We start from the raw sequence: 16,275 nt of genomic DNA, 5'->3' as shown, positions 1-16,275 counted from the left end.
CCGTGGCCGGCCGTCAGGCCGTCCGATTCTTCGCAAGGGGCGGATTCTTGGCGAAGTAGGCCTTGATGCCCTTGAGCAGTGCATCGGCGAGCCGCTCCTGGTAGGCCGGATCGTTCAGCGCCTGCTCTTCCTTGGGGTTGCTGATGAAGGCCGTCTCGACGAGCACCGACGGAATGTCGGGGGCCTTGAGCACCGCGAAGGCCGCCTGTTCGACGTGCTTGCTGTGCAGCCGGTCCGCGACGGTGCCGATCTCGGCGAGCAGCGCCGTGCCGAATACCTTGCTGTCACGGATCTGCGCCGTTGTCGACATATCGAGCAACGCATGCGCTACGGCGCGGTCGTTGGTCTTGATATTGACGCCGCCGATCAGATCGGACGCGTTTTGCGTCTTTTCCAGCAGACGTGCCGTCGCACTCGTGGCGCCACGCTCGGACAGGGCGAATACCGACGCCCCGTTCGCCGACGGCGAGGTGAACGCATCGGCGTGAATCGACATGAACAGGTCGGCGTCCACGCGGCGGGCCTTCTGCACCCGCACGCCGAGCGGCACGAAGAAGTCGGCGTCGCGCGTCATCATCACCCGCATATTGGGTTGCGCATCGATCTTCTCTCGCAGCCGCTTGGCGATCTGCAGCACCACCACTTTCTCGTAGGTGCCGCTGCTACCGATCGCGCCGGGGTCTTCTCCGCCATGGCCGGGGTCGAGGGCGATGGTGAGCAGGCGGGCGGTCTTCGGTCCGCGTGACGGTGGCGTGAGCAGCCCGTCGTCGTTGCGCTGGGCGAGCGACGGCATTCTGTCCGTGGTCGAGGGCGCCGGGGGGCGTGAGACGCGCGGGCCCGGCTCACGTTGCGCGTAACGCTGAAAGAACGCTTCGCTCTCCTCCGTGCTCGGCGTGCCCGTGCCCGACGACGGGTTCGAGGGCTGAGCGGGCGGTGTGTTCTGCGCCAATGCCTCGGCCTTGTGGCTGGACTTGGCGAGCAGTTCCATGAGCGGGTCGGGCTCGACCGCCGGATACAGGTCGAACACGGTGCGGTACTTGTAGCCCGCGACCGGCGGCAACGTGAAGGATTGTGGCTTCACGCCGGCCTTCAGATCGAACACCATGCGCACGACGCCGGGTTTGAACTGCCCCACGCGCACCTGCATGATCTGCGGGTCGTTCGGCTGGATCTTTGACACGAGATCGCGCAGCGCCGGGCTCAGATCCACTTCGTCGAGATCGATGACAAAGCGGTTCGGACTGGCCATAAGTTGCTGCTGGAACTTGACCGGGTTGTCGGTCTCCAGCGTGACGCGTGTGTAGTCCTTGGCCGGCCAGACGCGCACCGCCACGATGGCATTGGCGAAGGCGAGACGCGGGCCGGTGAGGGCGAGGATGAGTGTCGAGGCGCCGGCGCGCAATGCACGGCGGCGGCCGGCATTGGGCGATGAGGCGTCGTCGGTACGAATAAAGCGTTTGATCAGCATGAGTTCAGGCAAGCAAGACCGGCCGGCGTGTAGGCGCTCGTCGTCAGACGGCGGCTGTTGCCTACAGGTTCCAGCCAAAGGCCCAAATCGGGGGTGCCCAGGAGACCTTCGGCTTTCTCCGGCCACTCGACGAGGCACAGGGCGTCGCCTGCAAAGTGCTCCCGAAAGCCCGTGTCGTGCCATTCGGCCGGATCGGCGAAGCGATACAGGTCGAAATGATAGACCGGCAACACGCCTTGTGGTGTGTCGATGTTGTAAGGTTCACACAATGCATACGTGGGACTTTTGACGCGTCCGGTATGGCCCAGCGCGCGCAGCAGGGCACGCACGAGCGTGGTTTTCCCTGCACCGAGGTCGCCCGAGAGCTGCACGTGCAGTCCCGCATGCGCCGGGTCAGTGTGCGCCGCGCGTGCCACGATGGCGCGCGCGAGCGCTGCGGCGAAGGCCTCGGTGGCGGCCTCGTCCGGCAGCGCGAAGATGCGCTCGCCCAGGGGCGTCGGCGTTGATGAATCGGGCATTGCGTAAAATGGAGTCGATGAAAGCTTCCGTGATTTTCCCCGCTACCGCCGCACAAGTCGAGTCGGCGGCACCTCCGAATGCCTCGGAAGTGTCGTCCTCGCGCGACAATGCGACGTCTCCCGCCCTCGATGCCGGGGACTTGGCCGCGCTTGCCGGTCAGATTCGCGCATGGGCGAGCGAACTCGGTTTCGGCCGGGTCGGCATCACGGACATCGATCTCTCGCACGCCGAAGCGGGGCTGCAACAATGGCTCGACGACGGCTGTCATGGCGACATGGACTACATGGCGGCGCACGGCATGAAGCGCGCGCGGCCCGCGGAGCTGGTTCCCGGCACGGTGCGCGTCATCAGCGCACGCATGAACTATCTTCCGAACGACACCGACATGGCGAGCTGGCGCGAGCGTGAAGCCGCGCGCGCGGCGATGCCAGCCGAGGCGGTCGTGTCGATCTATGCGCGCGGACGCGACTATCACAAAGTCATGCGCCATCGGCTGCAACAACTGGCCGATCGCATTACCCAGGCCATCGGGCCGTTCGGCTACCGTGCATTCACCGATTCGGCCCCCGTGCTCGAAGTCGAACTCGCGCAGAAGGCCGGGCTGGGCTGGCGCGGCAAGCACACCCTGCTGCTCTCGCGCGACGCGGGCTCGCTCTTCTTTCTCGGCGAGATCTTTGTCGACGTGCCGCTGCCGGTGGATGCCGATGCGCCAAGCACGCCGAGCGAGGTACCAGGCAAGGCAACGGGGCACCGCCTGCACCCGGGCGAGCACTGCGGGCAATGTCAGCGATGCCGCGACGTTTGTCCGACCGGCGCCATCACCGAAGCGTTTCGCGTCGATGCGCGGTTGTGCGTGTCGTATCTGACGATCGAGCACAAAGGGGCAATTCCCGAGAATTTGCGCGCGAAGATGGGCAATCGCATCTATGGCTGCGACGATTGCCAGCTCTACTGCCCGTGGAACAAGTTTGCGCAGCCGTCGCCGCTCGCCGATTTCGCTCCGCGCAACCGGCTCGATAGCGCCTCGCTCGTCGAACTGTTCGCCTGGAGCGAAACGGAATTCATGGATAAGCTGGCCGGCAGCCCCATTCGTCGTATTGGCCATGAGCGATGGCTGCGCAATCTGGCCGTGGGGCTTGGCAATGCGCTGCGCGACTCGGCAGATGCCGCCGCGCGCGCGCCGCTGCGCGATGCCTTGCTCGCGCGACGCGATCACCCATCGGCGTTGGTGCGCGAGCATGTCGAATGGGCGCTGGCCCAGGAAGGAGCCACCGTTTGACCCCAGGCACCCACCCCGCGAGCGAGAACCTCACCGACGTCGACAATCTCGATGACCCGTCGTCTCCGCTGGCCTTCGACCCCGACGGCGCGACCTATGTGCGCAGTGTCACGCTCATCGACCAGTTCTGCGACACGATCTGGCTCGAAGACGGCCTCTCTCGCAATACGCTCGACGCTTACCGACGGGATTTGCGCCTCTTCGCGCAATGGCTCGCCGCCAAGTGCGAGACCTCGCTCGATGGCGTGGACGAGGCGGCGCTCGCCGCCTATCTGGCGTGGCGCCGCGAGAGTCTGGCGAGCAGCGTCAATCGTCGTCTGTCGGTCTTCAAACGGTTCTATCAATGGGCACTGCGCGACCATGTCGTGCACCAGGACCCGTGTTTGCGCATCGCATCGGCCAAGCGTGCCCAGCGGTTGCCCTCGACATTGTCGGAGGCGCAGGTCGAAGCGTTGCTGGCGGCCCCCGATCTGGCCCAGCCGCTTGGGTTGCGCGATCGCGCGATGCTCGAACTGATGTACGCGAGCGGTCTGCGCGTTTCGGAACTGGTCGCGCTCAAGACGATTGAAGTGGGATTGAACGAGGGTGTGCTGCGCATCTTCGGCAAGGGCGCGAAGGAGCGGCTGGTGCCGTTCGGCGAAGAGGCCAACGCGTGGCTCACGCGATATCTGGCGCAGAGTCGAGGGGTGCTGCTGGCCGGTCGCGCCTGCGACACGCTGTTCGTCACGCAACGCGGCCAGGGGATGACGCGGCAGGCGTTCTGGTATCTGATCAAGCGCTATGCGTTGCAGGCGGACATTCGTGCGCCGCTCTCACCGCATACGCTGCGTCATGCCTTCGCGACGCATCTGATCAATCACGGCGCGGATCTGCGTGTGGTGCAGCTGTTGCTCGGCCACGCCGACATCTCCACCACACAGATCTACACGCACGTCGCGCGCGAACGCCTCAAGTCGCTGCACGCACAGCATCATCCGCGCGGGTGAGCGCCGTGTGTGAAGCGCGTGCTGCGTGGGCCGCGTGTACGGCAAGCAAGGCCGGCGCGGTAGGCGAGCGACGCCGCCGCGCCATCAAACTTCAAAGCAACGCCTTGAGCTTGTGCTTGAGCACCTTGCCCGTCGACGCGGCGGGCAGGGCATCGAGCACCCGAATCTGCGCCGGACGCTTGTACGGTGCGAGCCGCGTCGCCGCCCACGCGGCCAGCGCTGCGACGTCGATCGCATGGCCCGGGCGCGCCTCCACGAACGCGATCACCTGCTCGTTCTCCTCGTCGGGACGTCCGAGGACGGCCGCTTGCAGCACATCCGGATGGCTCGCCAGCGCCTGCTCGACTTCGAGCGGATAAACGTTGAAGCCGGAGTGGATGATGAGTTCCTTGGCGCGTCCCGCGAGGAAGAGCGCGCCGTCGACGGTGCGCCGCGCAAGATCGCCGGTGCGCAGCCAGCCGTCGTCGGTCACGGCTGCCGCCGTCAGCGCTGGGGCACGGTAGTACCCGAGCATCACGTTAGGACCACGCACCCAGAGTTCACCAACGTCGCCATCGGGCAGGTCATGCCCGTCGCGACCCACGATACGTACCGTCACGCCGGGGATCGCCGGTCCCACGGCGCAGTCGTCGCGCGGGGCGTCGAGCAGCGTCTGCGAGACGGTCGGACTACTCTCCGTCAGCCCATACCCGTTGTGAATCGGCAGGCCATAGAACGCTTCGGCACGCGCCTTGAGCGCCGCATCGAGGGGCGAGCCGCCCGAGTAGACGAAGCGCAGCCGCGGTGCGATGAGTGTCCGGTTCTGCGCCGTCACATAGGCCATCAGGCGGGCGTGCATCGCGGGCACCCCTTGCAGGATCGTCAGCCCGTCGTGGGCGAGCGAATCGAGCACGGCTTCGGGAGTAAAGCGCGCGGCCAGCCGTAGCGTGCCGCCAGCGTACAGCGTGCCCAGACACACCGACGTCAGGCCGTAGACATGCGAGATCGGCAGCACGCCGTAGGCAATATCGTCGGCACCGACGCGTCGCAGCGCGCTCGACACCGCAGCGATGAACATCAGGTTGCGATGCGAGAGACGAACGCCCTTGGGCGTGCCGGTCGTGCCGGTTGTGTAGATGAGCGCCGCGCATTGCAGCGCCGGATCAGTCTGCACCGGCTCGGCGGCGCTGTCGGGATCGATGTCGGACACCGCGATGGCGCCGAGCGCAAGGTCGGTCCAGGCGACCTTGGCGGCGTCTCCCCGGGCGTGCGCGGCGGCATCGGGCGAGGCATCGACGGTGTAGATCGCGCAGCGCGGTTGCGCATGATCGCGAATGGCGTTCAATTCCGCGGCGCTGATCCGCGCGTTGCACAGCAGCGGCCAAGCGTCGAGGGCTGCCACGGCGAGCAGCAGCACCACATACGCGATGCCGTTCTCACCGACGATCATCACGCGATCGCCGCCCCGCACGCCGTGCGCGCGCAGGCGCTCGGTGCAGGCGCTGACGGTGTTCGCCAGTGCCTCGTAGGTGAGACGGCTGAAGTCGTCGATCAGGGCGATGCGCGTGGGCGCTTGCGCGGCGATCCGCGCGGGCAGCGTGTCGATGCGTGCGGGCAGATTCGCGAGCAAGCTGGAGGCGAAGGTGTCCGGATGAGAGGGGGCGGGAGAGGCTGACATGCCGGCATTGTAATGCGCTCGCCGTCATCGAGCATCGCACACGCCGTCGAGGATGACCGCGGTGCGCGCATTCCGGGACCGCAGTCCTTGGCCGTTTCATTACAATAGGCGCCCATGAGCAAGACCAAACACGTCTCGGAAACGCCGGCCACGCAGTTTCTGAAGCAAAAGAAAGTGGCCTTCACCGAACACGTCTACGAGTACGTCGAACATGGCGGGACCGGCGAGTCGGCACGCCAGTTGGGCGTGCACGAGCATGCGGTCGTCAAGACGCTCGTCATGGAAGACGAGAAGGCCCGGCCGCTGATCGTCCTCATGCACGGCGACCGGACCGTCTCGACCAAGAACCTCGCGCGCCAGATCGGCGCCAAGCGCGTGGAGCCCTGCAAGCCGGAGGTCGCCCAGCGTCATTCGGGTTATCTGGTGGGCGGCACGTCGCCGTTCGGCACGAAGCGCGCGATGACCGTGTATGTGGAGGCGTCGATTCTCGATCTGCCGCGCATATTCATCAACGGCGGGCGACGCGGGTACCTCATTGGCATCGCCCCGCAGGTGCTGCTCAACACATTGGCGGCCAAGCCGGTGTCGTGTGCGCTGAGCGACGAGTAGTCGCCACGGCGCGGCGGCCTGCGTCTGTCCGATCGATCCGGTCGCGGCGCAACCCCGTGGTTGCCAGAATGGAGGGACGGAGCGCGTCAAGTAGAATGGCGGCCATTACACATTCTGCTCACGCTCGAAGTTCATGGCCACACTGGTTTTTATCGTTCTCGCGTACCTGATCGGCTCGTTGCCGTTTGCGGTGATCGTCAGCCGCACGATGGGTCTCGCCGACCCGCGCAGTTATGGCTCGGGCAACCCGGGCGCCACGAACGTGCTGCGCTCAGGCAACAAGAAGGCCGCCGTGCTCACGCTGATCGGCGACGCCCTCAAGGGCTGGCTTGCCGTCTATCTTGCGCAACGCTTCGCCGATACGTGGGGTGTAGGTGACTTCGGTCTGGCGGCCGTGGCCCTTGCGGTCTTCATGGGCCATCTGTACCCGGTGTTTCTACGCTTTGCCGGCGGCAAGGGCGTAGCGACGGCGGCCGGCGTCCTGTTCGCCATCCATCCGGTGCTGGGGCTCGCCGTGCTCGCGACGTGGCTCATCATCGCGATCTTCTTCCGCTATTCGTCGCTCGCGGCACTGGTGGCGGCGGTGTTCGCGCCGCTTTACTACGTGTTCATGTCTGGCTTCGGACCGTACGCCCCCGCGGTGATCGTCATGGCGATCTTGCTGGTCTACCGGCACCGCGCCAACATCGGCAAGCTGATGGCGGGCAAGGAAAGCCGCATCGGGCAGAAGAAGGCGAAGTAAGGCCGGCGTTACGTCGGCTCGGCCGAACCCGGCACGGCCTCGACCCATACAAAACCCGCAGCGAGTCTGCGGGTTTTGCTTGTCTGCGGCGCGCGTCTGTCAGTCGCGGAAGTTGTTGAAGTCGAGCGGAGTGTCGGTCACGTCCTTGCGCAGCAGGGCCATGGCACTTTGCAGGTCGTCGCGCTTGGCGCCCGCGATGCGCACGCTGTCGCCCTGGATGCTCGCCTGCACTTTCATCTTGCTGTCCTTGATCACGCGCACGATCTTCTTGGCCAGATCGCCTTCGACGCCTTTCTTCACCTTGACGACCTGCTTGACCTTGTCGCCGCTGATCTTCTCGACCTTGCCGTAGTCGAGGAAGCGCACGTCCACGTTGCGCTTGGCCATCTTGCTGATGAGCACCTGCGTGACTTGCTCGAGCTTGAAGTTGTCGTCGGCGAACAGCGTGAGTTCCTGCTCCTTGTGCTCGATTCGCGAGTCCGATCCCTTGAAGTCGAATCGCGTCGAGATTTCCTTGTTGGCCTGCTCGATGGCGTTCTTGACTTCAATCATGTTGGCTTCGCTAACCACGTCGAACGATGGCATCTGGCTCTCCTGAAAGGTAAAGGGTTCGTGAAATGGCACGCCGGGCATGCCGCACGGGGGATGGTGGCGCCGGCGCACCCGGACGGGACGACCGGGTCATGCGGGCAGCGCGAACCTCGGCCGCGTGGCCGCTATAATGGTGCGCAAAATTCTTTCGCCCGACATTGTAATTCAGCCGTCGCTCCGGTGTCCCTTCCGGGCGCTGTCCGGGACGGCGGCCCCACGGATCACCCACTGATTTCTCCCGACTTCATGCCTCAGTTGCAACGCGACGTCAGCCTGCGCGACTTCAATACCTTCGGCCTGCCCGCCTCCGCCCGCTTTGTCGTGACGATCGACAGCGAAGCGGCGCTTCTCGATGCGCTCGCCATGCCCGAACTCGCAGGCTTGCCGCGTCTCGTGCTCGGCGGCGGCAGCAATGTGGTGCTCACGCGCGACTTCGACGGCGTGGTGTTCCGGATGGCGATTCGCGGCCGTGAGCGGCTCGCCGACGACGCGCACGCGCGCTATGTGCGCGGCGGCGCCGGCGAGGTCTGGCACGACTTCGTCGACTGGACGCTCTCGCAGGATTGTCCTGGCCTGGAAAATCTCGCCCTGATCCCGGGCACCCTCGGGGCTGCCCCGATTCAGAACATCGGCGCCTACGGGCTGGAACTGGCCGAGCGCTTCGCCGAGGTGCGCGCGCTCGATACGGCCACGGGCGCATTCGTCACCCTCACCCGCGAGGCGTGCGCGTTCGGCTATCGCGATTCGCTGTTCAAGCGCGAACCCGGGCGTTACCTCATCGTCTCGGTCACATTGCGGCTGCCACAGCCGTGGCAGCCCGTGACGGGCTACGCGGACGTGTCGCACACGCTCGCCCAGGCGGGAATCGCGCAGCCGAATGCGCGGCAGATCTTCGAGGCCGTGGCGGACATTCGCCGCCGCAAACTGCCCGATCCGGCCGAACTCGGCAACGCCGGGAGCTTCTTCAAGAACCCCGTGGTCGACGCCGCAACGTTTGCCGCACTGCGCGAGCGGTTTCCGGAAGCGGTCGGCTATGCTCAGCCGGACGGCGCCTGGAAAGTCGCCGCGGGCTGGCTGATCGACCAATGCGGCTGGCGCGGCAAGTCGCTCGGCCACGCGGGCGTGCATGAGCGTCAAGCGCTCGTGCTCGTCAATCGAGGCGGCGCCAGCGGCGCGGAGATCGTGGCGCTCTCGCGCGCCATACAGGCCAGCGTGCAGGAGCGCTTCGGTATCGCGCTCGAGCCCGAACCGCTCATGCTTTGATCGACGTGGCGTCGGGCAGGCGCTGCAGGTAATCGCGCCGCAGGTCGACGGTGGAGCGCACGCCGACGTCGTCGAAGTGCGCATCGAGCCAACGGCTCGCCGCCTCGCGGCCACGGTCGCGCAGCGTGGTGAGGAAGTGCCAGTCGGTCACGAATTTCGTCGATGACGACAAGTCGTACAGCGCCTTGTCCGCGCGAATCGAGTGAATCAGCGGGTACTTCAGACGCTTGCGAAACTCGGGCTTGAGCCATCCCTCGTCAAGCAGTTTGTGCACGAAGGAAATGGCACGGAATTCGCGCTGCAGCGACGCATTGAACGTGATCTCGTTCACGCGATTCATGATCTGCCCCGGCAGCACGGGTTTCTCTTTGCGCTCGATCGGGTTGATGTGCACGATCAGGATGTCGCTCGTGAGCGTCTCGTAATAAAACGGATAGAGCGGCGGGTTGCCGAGATAGCCGCCATCCCAGTAAAAATCCTCGTCGATTTTCACCGGCTTGAAGAGCCACGGCAGACACGCCGACGCCATCGCGACGTCGAGCGTGATTTCGTGTGTGCGAAAGATGTGGATGTTGCCGGTGCGGACGTTGGTCGCAGACACGAACAGGCGCGTCGCGGTGCTTTCGCGCAACCGTTCGAAATCGACCTGCGCTTCGAGCACGGTGCGCAGCGGGTTGATTTCGGCCGGGGGCTGCGCGAACGGTGTCATCCATTGCTGCATGCTCTGCATCCAGTCGTGCCAGACCGGGTATTCGGTCGGACGGCCGTTGAGCCAACTGAAGACGGTCTGCGCCCAGGCGGTTGCCGAGGAACCTGCCTGCGACACGCCGAGCCAGAAGCTGTGCAGCGCCTCACGCGCCTTCTCGCGCGGGTCGACACCCGGACGATCGAGCAGGCCGTGCGCCAGTACGACGGCGTTCATCGTGCCTGCGGACGCGCCGCTGATGCCTTCGAACTCCAGGCGTCCGTCTTCCAGCAATTTGTCGAGCACGCCCCAGGTGTAGGCCCCATGCGCACCGCCCCCTTGCAGCCCCAGGTCGATGCCTTTTCGCTTCGCGGAGCGGCTGCGTGAGGGTTTCGTGGATTTGGCGGGGGCGCGCGCACGGGGAGCCTCAGGTGTCTCGGTAGCGCCCTTGGCCGAGAGGGTGCCGCTCGGCACATCCGTGGCGGAGGTGCGCTTGCGAGCGCGAGGCGCGGCGGATTTCTGGGGCGCGTTGCCGGTACGTGCCGGCCGGGTGAGGCCATCTGGCGGGAGCAACGGTACGTCGGTCGGCTCGAGATCGGTGCTCGTGCCGTTCACTGATTCGGCAGCGGATTCGGCCGGCACCGAGTGAGAGGACAGCGAGGCGGTCGAAGCCGCGGCCTGCGCATCGGCAGGGGGGGCATCAGCTCGGTCGCCGGTAGCATCGTCGGCGGATTCGGGGGGCAGACGCGACATAGTGAGTAGCGGCGCCGGGCCGCGCTGAACCGGCCGAGAGGGCGACGCCGGGGGAGACCCCCCGCGCAGTCGCGATGCTGGCCGGTCGGTTAGCCGTAATGGCAGACGTAATCGAGCGTCTCCAAGACCTCGATATCGAACTTGCTGTTGCCCGGCACGGAGAACTGCTGACCGGCGGCGTATTCCTGCCACTCGGCCTGACCGGCCAGACGGATGCGGCAGCGGCCGCTCGTGACTTCCATGATTTCGGGCGCATCGGTGCCGAACTGGAGCATAGCCGGGAAAATCACGCCCAGCGTCTTGCGCGTGCCGTCCGGGAACAGCACGGTGTGCGACACGCACTTGCCGTCGAAATAGGTGTTGGCGCGCTTGATTACGGAAACGTTGTCGAACTGCGTTGCGTTTTGCGTCATGACCGAATGCGGAGTCGAATGCGATGGAAAGTCGCGATGATGGGTCGATAAGCCTGCCCCAACGGGGCAAACGTGAATTCATGCTAGCACGTTTCGAACGTCCACCCGTCTGCATTTTGTGCGATGCACAACGAATTTGCCCCGTTGTGGTGCAAATTGCGAAATGTTCTGACGGAGGGTAACGACTACAACGTGCGGTGATGAAGCGCGCGTCTACGAGGGACGCCTGCGCGTGAGCGATGATAGCGGAACGTTGGTCGCGGTGGGGATGCCGGATGTTGGAGCGGGCGGCGAGCGTGACGCGAAGGTGACGCGAGGGAGGTGCGGAGGACGTACGGGGGAGGCGCTGGCGCGGTGGCCAAAGATAACGCGCCCGGACGGCGTTGCGCTGGTCCGGGCGTGGTCTGATCGACGCGTTAGACGCGACCGAGCATCAGGTATTCCATGAGCGCCTTCTGCACGTGCAGACGGTTCTCGGCTTCGTCCCAGACGACGCTTTGGGCGCCGTCGATCACGTCGGCCGACACTTCCTCGCCACGGTGCGCGGGCAGGCAGTGCATGAACAGTGCGTCCGGTTTGGCGCGCTGCATGAGGTCGGCGTTCACGCACCACTGAGCGAAGGCCGCTTTTCGCGCCTCGTTCTCCGCTTCATAGCCCATGCTCGTCCAGACGTCGGTCGACACGAGGTCCGCGCCCTCGCAGGCCTCGCGCGGGTCGTCGAACTCGCGCACGAACGGGCGGCTCGATTCGGCCACCATCGCCTGATCGAGGCGGTAGCCGGGCGGTGTCGAGATGTTGAACTGGAAGCCGAAGATCTCGGCGGCCTGTATCCACGTGTAGGACATGTTGTTCGCGTCACCGATCCAAGTCACGGTCTTGCCCTTGATCGGGCCGCGATGCTCGTAGAACGTAAAGATGTCCGCCATCACCTGACACGGGTGATATTCGTTGGTCAGGCCGTTGATCACCGGTACGCGCGAGTGCTGCGCGAAGCGCTCGATGATCTCCTGACCGAACGTGCGAATCATGATGATGTCGGTCATTCGCGAGATCACCTGGGCCGCGTCTTCGATAGGCTCGCCACGGCCAAGCTGCGTGTCGCGCGTGTTCAGAAACACGGCGTGGCCACCCAACTGGTGAATCCCGGCTTCGAACGAGAGTCGCGTGCGTGTCGAGCTTTTCTCGAAAATCATCGCCAGCGTGCGGTCGTGAAGCGGGTGGTAGGTCTCGTAGTTCTTGAATTTCTTCTTGAGAATGCGGGTGCGCTCAAGCACGTAGTCGTACTCGTCGAGCGTCAAATCCGAAAACTGAAGGTAATGCTTGATGGGTTTGGCGGTGGTCATTTGGATGTTCTGCTGGAGGCCGATAGCGCGGGAATTCAAAGGGAACTCTCTCGCTGGCGGCACGACGAACAAGCCTTGAGGCCTGTCCCCCGGTCAGGCGCGTGAAGGTGTTCTACCGGTTGCTGGCATCAGGGGAACAGCCGCTAGTCTACCAAATCGTTTTGCCGTCACACGAAAAGCGTATGATCGAGCGCGATGCTGCACGGCCAAAAACGGCTGGCAAGACCGAAAAAAACATCGGCAGCGAGGGTGGGGGACAGGTTTGAGTCTTATATAAGATATAATACTGTCTCTGTCAGCGACGCTACCCGCGTATGGCTGGCCAGGTGCTTTTTGAGGTGATTGAGCGATATGACCGACCAGGTTTCCGCGCGCGAGTATTTCATCCAGGGGCTCACCCGGGGTGGCAAGAAGTTCCGTCCGAGTGACTGGGCGGAACGTCTGTGCGGCGCCGTGTCGTTTTGTGGCCGGCGCGATACCGGCCCGAACGCATACATGCAGTACTCCCCCTACGTGCGTCCGATCATGGTGGGCGACGTCAAATGCGTCGTTGTTGACGAGCGGTTGCGCGACATCGAGCCGATGGCTTTCGATTTCGTGATGAATTTTGCGCGTGACAACGACTTGCAACTGACCGAAGCCTGCTTCGTTCCCGACGTCAAGTAATCCCCCGTGGCCGTTTTGCGGCCAGACGTGAGTGTCGGGCCTTTGGCCCCGACTCACCGTCGTTCTACCCCGTCGTCGCCCGTCGCGCGGTGACCGGCCTCGTGGTTCACGCCATTCACGCATTCGTCCCGGATTCTCTCGCAGCCGTACAGTGGCTTGCGCGCGCGCCGCGTGAGTGTGGTCGGCGTTCTTTGGCTTCAGCGAAAAGAAAAAGCCCGCACGAAGCGGGCTTTTTTTGTGTTCCGACCGAAATCGGAACCGGCAAGCAACTTGAGTCTGCTTGACCGCTTGCGCGGTTAGGCAGCAGCCGACATCGCCTTGATGGCGGCCGACAGGCGGCTCTTTTGACGAGCGGCGGTGTTCTTGTGAACGATCTTCTTGTCAGCGATGATGTCGATCGTCTTGGCCGACTTGCGCAGCACTTCCTTGGCAGCGGTGGGGTCGCCAGCGGCGATGGCCTTGCGGACCGCCTTGACTGCCGTGCGCAGACGCGAGCGCAGTGCCGAGTTGTGGGCGTTGATCTTAACGGTTTGACGCGCGCGCTTGCGTGCTTGTGCGGTATTTGCCATGTTCGGTGAATTCCTTGAATTGCTCCGCCTGATGCGGCTTCTATGCAGTTTGGCTCGGCTCCCTGGGAGACACGGTGGCCAGGAAGCAATCCATTGACTTCGAAACCGTCGATTATAGCCGAACGCCAATGGAAATTGCAACTTCTTTGCTGCAATGCTGTGCGTATAATACGCGCAACATGAATTTGCTCAAAGCTCTCGCTACGGTCAGCGGTTTCACGATGCTCTCGCGCATCACCGGTCTGGTCCGTGAAATCCTTATTGCACGCATGTTTGGCGCCGGTCCCATGACCGACGCCTACAACGTCGCATTCCGCATCCCCAATCTGCTGCGCCGCCTGTCCGCCGAAGGTGCGTTTTCGCAGGCCTTCGTGCCGATTCTGGCCGAATTCAAGTCGCAGCGCAGTCATGAGGAGACGAGAACCCTCGTCGATTCAGTGACCACCGTGCTGTTCTGGGGGTTGCTGGCGATCACGATTGCCGGGGTGCTCGGCGCGACCGGGGTCGTCTATGCCGTCGCGACCGGGCTCTCGCGTGAGAACGGCACGTTCGACTCGGCCGTGTTCATGACGCGCGTGATGTTCCCATACATCACGCTCATCTCGATCACGACCCTTGCCGCCGGCGTGCTCAATACGTGGCGGCGATTCTCGATGCCCGCGTTCGCGCCCGTGCTGCTCAATCTCTGTTCGATCATCGCCTCGCTGTGGGTCGCGCCGCATCTGGCGAAGCCGGTCTACGCGCTGGCCTTCGCGGTGATCGTTGGCGGCGTGCTGCAATTGGTCATCCAGCTCCCGGCGCTCGCGCGCATCGACATGTTGCCGCGCATCACGATCAATATCGCGGCGGCGTTGCGTAACACCGGCGTGAAGCGGGTATTGGCGAAGATGGTGCCGGCCACGCTGGCCGTGTCGGTGGCGCAGGTGAGCCTCATCATCAACACGAACATCGCGTCGCGCCTCGCGCAGGGCAGCGTGTCGTGGCTGGCGTATGCCGACCGGCTGATGGAGTTTCCGACGGCATTGCTCGGTGTGGCGCTGGGCACGATCCTGCTGCCGAGCCTCTCGCGCGCCCATGCCGATGGCGATGGCGCCGAGTATTCAGCCTTGCTGGACTGGGGGCTGCGCCTGACCTTCCTGCTGGCGATGCCGAGTGCCGTCGCGCTGTTCGTCTACGCCGAGCCGCTGACCGCAACGCTCTATCAATATGGCCGTTTCGACGCGACCGACGTCGCGATGACGGCGCACGCGCTGACCGCCTATGGCGTCGGGCTGGTTGGCCTGATTCTCATCAAGATTCTGGCGCCCGGCTTCTATGCCAAGCAAGACATCAAGACGCCGGTGAAGATCGCCGTCGTGGTGCTCGTTGCCACGCAGCTCTCCAATCTGCTCTTCGTTCGGTGGTTCGCCCATGCGGGGCTTTCACTGTCGATCGGCGTGGGCGCGTGCATGAACGCGGTGTTGCTGTTCGCGGGGCTTTACAAGCGTGGTATCTACCGGCCGGCGCCCGGATGGCGTCTGTTCTTCGTGCAATTGCTGGCCGCCTGCCTGATTCTGGCGGGCTTGCTGCTGTGGTTCACCCAAAGCTTCGACTGGGTGGCGATGGGCGCGCGCCCGCTCTCGCGCATTGCGCTGCTTGGCGCCAGTCTGGTGCTATGCGCGGTGGTGTATTTCGGGGCATTATTCCTCATGGGTTTCAACTTCTCGTTCTTCCGCCGACGCACTCGCTAGCGATTCGCTCGCGCGCCACTGGCACGGTGGACTTCACGGATACCGCATGGCGAATCGATTTCTCGAGTATTTTGCTGCGCTGGTCGCGTCCGACGACGGTCTACCGCTGACCGAAGCGGCCATCGCCATCGCGCAAGACGTCTATCCCGATCTCGACGTTCAGGACACGCTGACCCGGATCGACGCGCTCGCCGCGCGTCTGGCCAAGCGTCTGCCGCCCGACGCCGGGCCCCTGCAGAAGCTCCAGTTGCTCGATCATTTCTTCTTCCGCGAACTCGGGTTCTCCGTCAACCAGAACGATTACTACGATCCGGACAACAGTCATCTGCATGTGGTGCTGGACCGGCGTCGCGGCATTCCGATTTCGTTGGCCGTGCTTTGCATGGAGATTGGGCACCAGATCGGCCTGCCGCTGCGAGGCTTGTCGTTCCCGGGGCATTTCCTGCTACGGCTTGCGGTACCGGCCGGCGACGTGGTCATCGACCCGATTTCGGGCAACTCGCTTTCGCCGCAGCGACTGCTCGAAATGGTCGAGCCCTATCTGAAGCACTATCGCGACGAGAGCGCCGAGCCGATTCAGGAGTTGGCGCTTTGGGCGTTGCTGCACCCCTTCCTGGAGCCCGCCACGCCGCGCGAAATTCTTGCGCGGATGTTGCGCAATCTGCGAGCGATCTACACGCAGAACGAGCGATGGGAACGCGTGCTTGCGGTGCAGGAACGCATGGTGCTCGTCTTGCCCGACCAGCCGGTCGAGCAGCGCGATCGCGGGCTGGCCTATGCTCGCCTTGGGCTGGTACGTCCGGCGCAGGACGACCTTGAGCACTACCTGGGCACGCGCCCCGATGCCGAAGACGCCAATGCGATTCGGCAGATTCTCGACGACCTGAGCCGTCGTCCGGGCAGTCACGGATAACGACCGGCGCTTCCTGTTCTCCCCCTGTCGTTTCCGTCGTCTCTAAGGCAAAACGCCCGCGGTGTCGGCTGGCGCTGCGGCATCGCGCG

At 64.4% G+C, this 16,275-nt stretch carries 16 protein-coding genes; 8 read left to right on the top strand and 8 right to left on the bottom strand.

What is annotated here, in order from left to right:
* Nucleotides 1-13: 13 nt before the first annotated feature.
* Together BGP02_RS17955 and BGP02_RS17950 are read right to left on the bottom strand one after the other, a co-directional pair.
* On the bottom strand, nt 14-1,468 hold the full coding sequence (locus BGP02_RS17955; RefSeq protein WP_254440920.1) for an N-acetylmuramoyl-L-alanine amidase: 1,455 nt from the start codon (nt 1,466-1,468) through the stop codon (nt 14-16).
* Nucleotides 1,462-1,986: a bifunctional tRNA (adenosine(37)-N6)-threonylcarbamoyltransferase complex ATPase subunit type 1 TsaE/phosphotransferase gene (locus tag BGP02_RS17950; RefSeq protein WP_017232730.1), complete on the bottom strand. Its 525-nt coding sequence runs from the start codon at nt 1,984-1,986 to the stop codon at nt 1,462-1,464. Before BGP02_RS17950 ends, BGP02_RS17955 begins: the two co-directional genes overlap by 7 nt.
* A 17-nt stretch (nt 1,987-2,003) precedes the next feature.
* Between BGP02_RS17950 and queG the strand changes: the two genes are divergently transcribed.
* Entirely contained in the window at nt 2,004-3,266 is a 1,263-nt protein-coding gene (gene queG, locus BGP02_RS17945) for a tRNA epoxyqueuosine(34) reductase QueG (protein ID WP_157211384.1), read from the top strand.
* A gap of 68 nt (nt 3,267-3,334) precedes the next feature.
* Nucleotides 3,335-4,252 (top strand): site-specific tyrosine recombinase XerD, encoded by a 918-nt coding sequence (gene xerD / locus BGP02_RS17940; RefSeq protein ID WP_051060093.1) that lies wholly within the window; start codon nt 3,335-3,337, stop codon nt 4,250-4,252.
* 91 nt (nt 4,253-4,343) lie between these two features.
* Here the strand turns inward: xerD and BGP02_RS17935 are convergent, their stop codons facing one another.
* Entirely contained in the window at nt 4,344-5,909 is a 1,566-nt protein-coding gene (locus tag BGP02_RS17935; protein ID WP_286798932.1) for a class I adenylate-forming enzyme family protein, read from the bottom strand.
* 114 nt (nt 5,910-6,023) lie between these two features.
* On the opposite strand from BGP02_RS17935, the gene ybaK reads away from it, so the two are divergent.
* Together ybaK and plsY are read left to right on the top strand one after the other, a co-directional pair.
* Nucleotides 6,024-6,518 (top strand): Cys-tRNA(Pro) deacylase, encoded by a 495-nt coding sequence (ybaK, locus tag BGP02_RS17930; RefSeq protein WP_017232734.1) that lies wholly within the window; start codon nt 6,024-6,026, stop codon nt 6,516-6,518.
* 133 nt (nt 6,519-6,651) lie between these two features.
* On the top strand, nt 6,652-7,260 hold the full coding sequence (gene plsY / locus BGP02_RS17925) for a glycerol-3-phosphate 1-O-acyltransferase PlsY (RefSeq protein ID WP_017232735.1): 609 nt from the start codon (nt 6,652-6,654) through the stop codon (nt 7,258-7,260).
* Nucleotides 7,261-7,359: 99 nt separating this feature from the next.
* Here plsY and BGP02_RS17920 read toward each other — a convergent pair whose 3' ends face one another.
* Nucleotides 7,360-7,845 carry a YajQ family cyclic di-GMP-binding protein gene (locus BGP02_RS17920; protein WP_017232736.1) on the bottom strand — a complete coding sequence of 162 codons (486 nt, stop codon included), beginning with the start codon at nt 7,843-7,845 and terminating at the stop codon, nt 7,360-7,362.
* Between the two features lie 252 nt (nt 7,846-8,097).
* Between BGP02_RS17920 and murB the strand changes: the two genes are divergently transcribed.
* A complete protein-coding gene (gene murB, locus BGP02_RS17915; protein WP_286798931.1) occupies nt 8,098-9,114 on the top strand; it encodes a UDP-N-acetylmuramate dehydrogenase in 1,017 nt (338 codons plus the stop codon).
* Here the strand turns inward: murB and BGP02_RS17910 are convergent.
* From BGP02_RS17910 to argF, 3 genes are all read right to left on the bottom strand, one after another.
* A complete protein-coding gene (locus BGP02_RS17910; RefSeq protein WP_353744115.1) occupies nt 9,104-10,552 on the bottom strand; it encodes a patatin-like phospholipase family protein in 1,449 nt (482 codons plus the stop codon). The genes murB and BGP02_RS17910 overlap by 11 nt on opposite strands.
* 89 nt (nt 10,553-10,641) lie before the next feature.
* The gene (ppnP, locus tag BGP02_RS17905; protein WP_017232739.1) at nt 10,642-10,965 is read right to left on the bottom strand and encodes a pyrimidine/purine nucleoside phosphorylase; all 324 of its coding nucleotides are present in this window, start codon (nt 10,963-10,965) and stop codon (nt 10,642-10,644) included.
* A gap of 416 nt (nt 10,966-11,381) precedes the next feature.
* A complete protein-coding gene (gene argF / locus BGP02_RS17900) occupies nt 11,382-12,308 on the bottom strand; it encodes an ornithine carbamoyltransferase (protein ID WP_017232740.1) in 927 nt (308 codons plus the stop codon).
* 351 nt (nt 12,309-12,659) lie between these two features.
* Between argF and BGP02_RS17895 the strand changes: the two genes are divergently transcribed.
* Nucleotides 12,660-12,974, top strand: a complete 315-nt coding sequence (locus BGP02_RS17895) for a DUF3579 domain-containing protein (protein ID WP_017232741.1) — start codon at nt 12,660-12,662, stop codon at nt 12,972-12,974.
* Between the two features lie 296 nt (nt 12,975-13,270).
* On the opposite strand, the gene rpsT is transcribed toward BGP02_RS17895, so the two are convergent.
* Complete coding sequence (gene rpsT, locus BGP02_RS17890) at nt 13,271-13,543, bottom strand: 30S ribosomal protein S20 (protein WP_017232742.1); 273 nt, start codon at nt 13,541-13,543, stop codon at nt 13,271-13,273.
* A 179-nt stretch (nt 13,544-13,722) separates the two neighbouring features.
* Here rpsT and murJ point away from each other — a divergent pair, with 179 nt between their 5' ends.
* Together murJ and BGP02_RS17880 are read left to right on the top strand one after the other, a co-directional pair.
* Nucleotides 13,723-15,273: a murein biosynthesis integral membrane protein MurJ gene (gene murJ / locus BGP02_RS17885; protein ID WP_026131734.1), complete on the top strand. Its 1,551-nt coding sequence runs from the start codon at nt 13,723-13,725 to the stop codon at nt 15,271-15,273.
* A 46-nt stretch (nt 15,274-15,319) separates the two neighbouring features.
* On the top strand, nt 15,320-16,186 hold the full coding sequence (locus tag BGP02_RS17880; protein WP_017232744.1) for a SirB1 family protein: 867 nt from the start codon (nt 15,320-15,322) through the stop codon (nt 16,184-16,186).
* Nucleotides 16,187-16,275: the final 89 nt, after the last annotated feature.

Source organism: Pandoraea sp. 64-18 (assembly GCF_001899225.1).
GTDB classification, from domain to species: Bacteria; Pseudomonadota; Gammaproteobacteria; order Burkholderiales; family Burkholderiaceae; genus Pandoraea; species Pandoraea cepalis.
The sequence above is the reverse complement of the archived record's forward strand: the minus strand, read 5'-3'. Positions and strand labels throughout refer to the sequence as shown.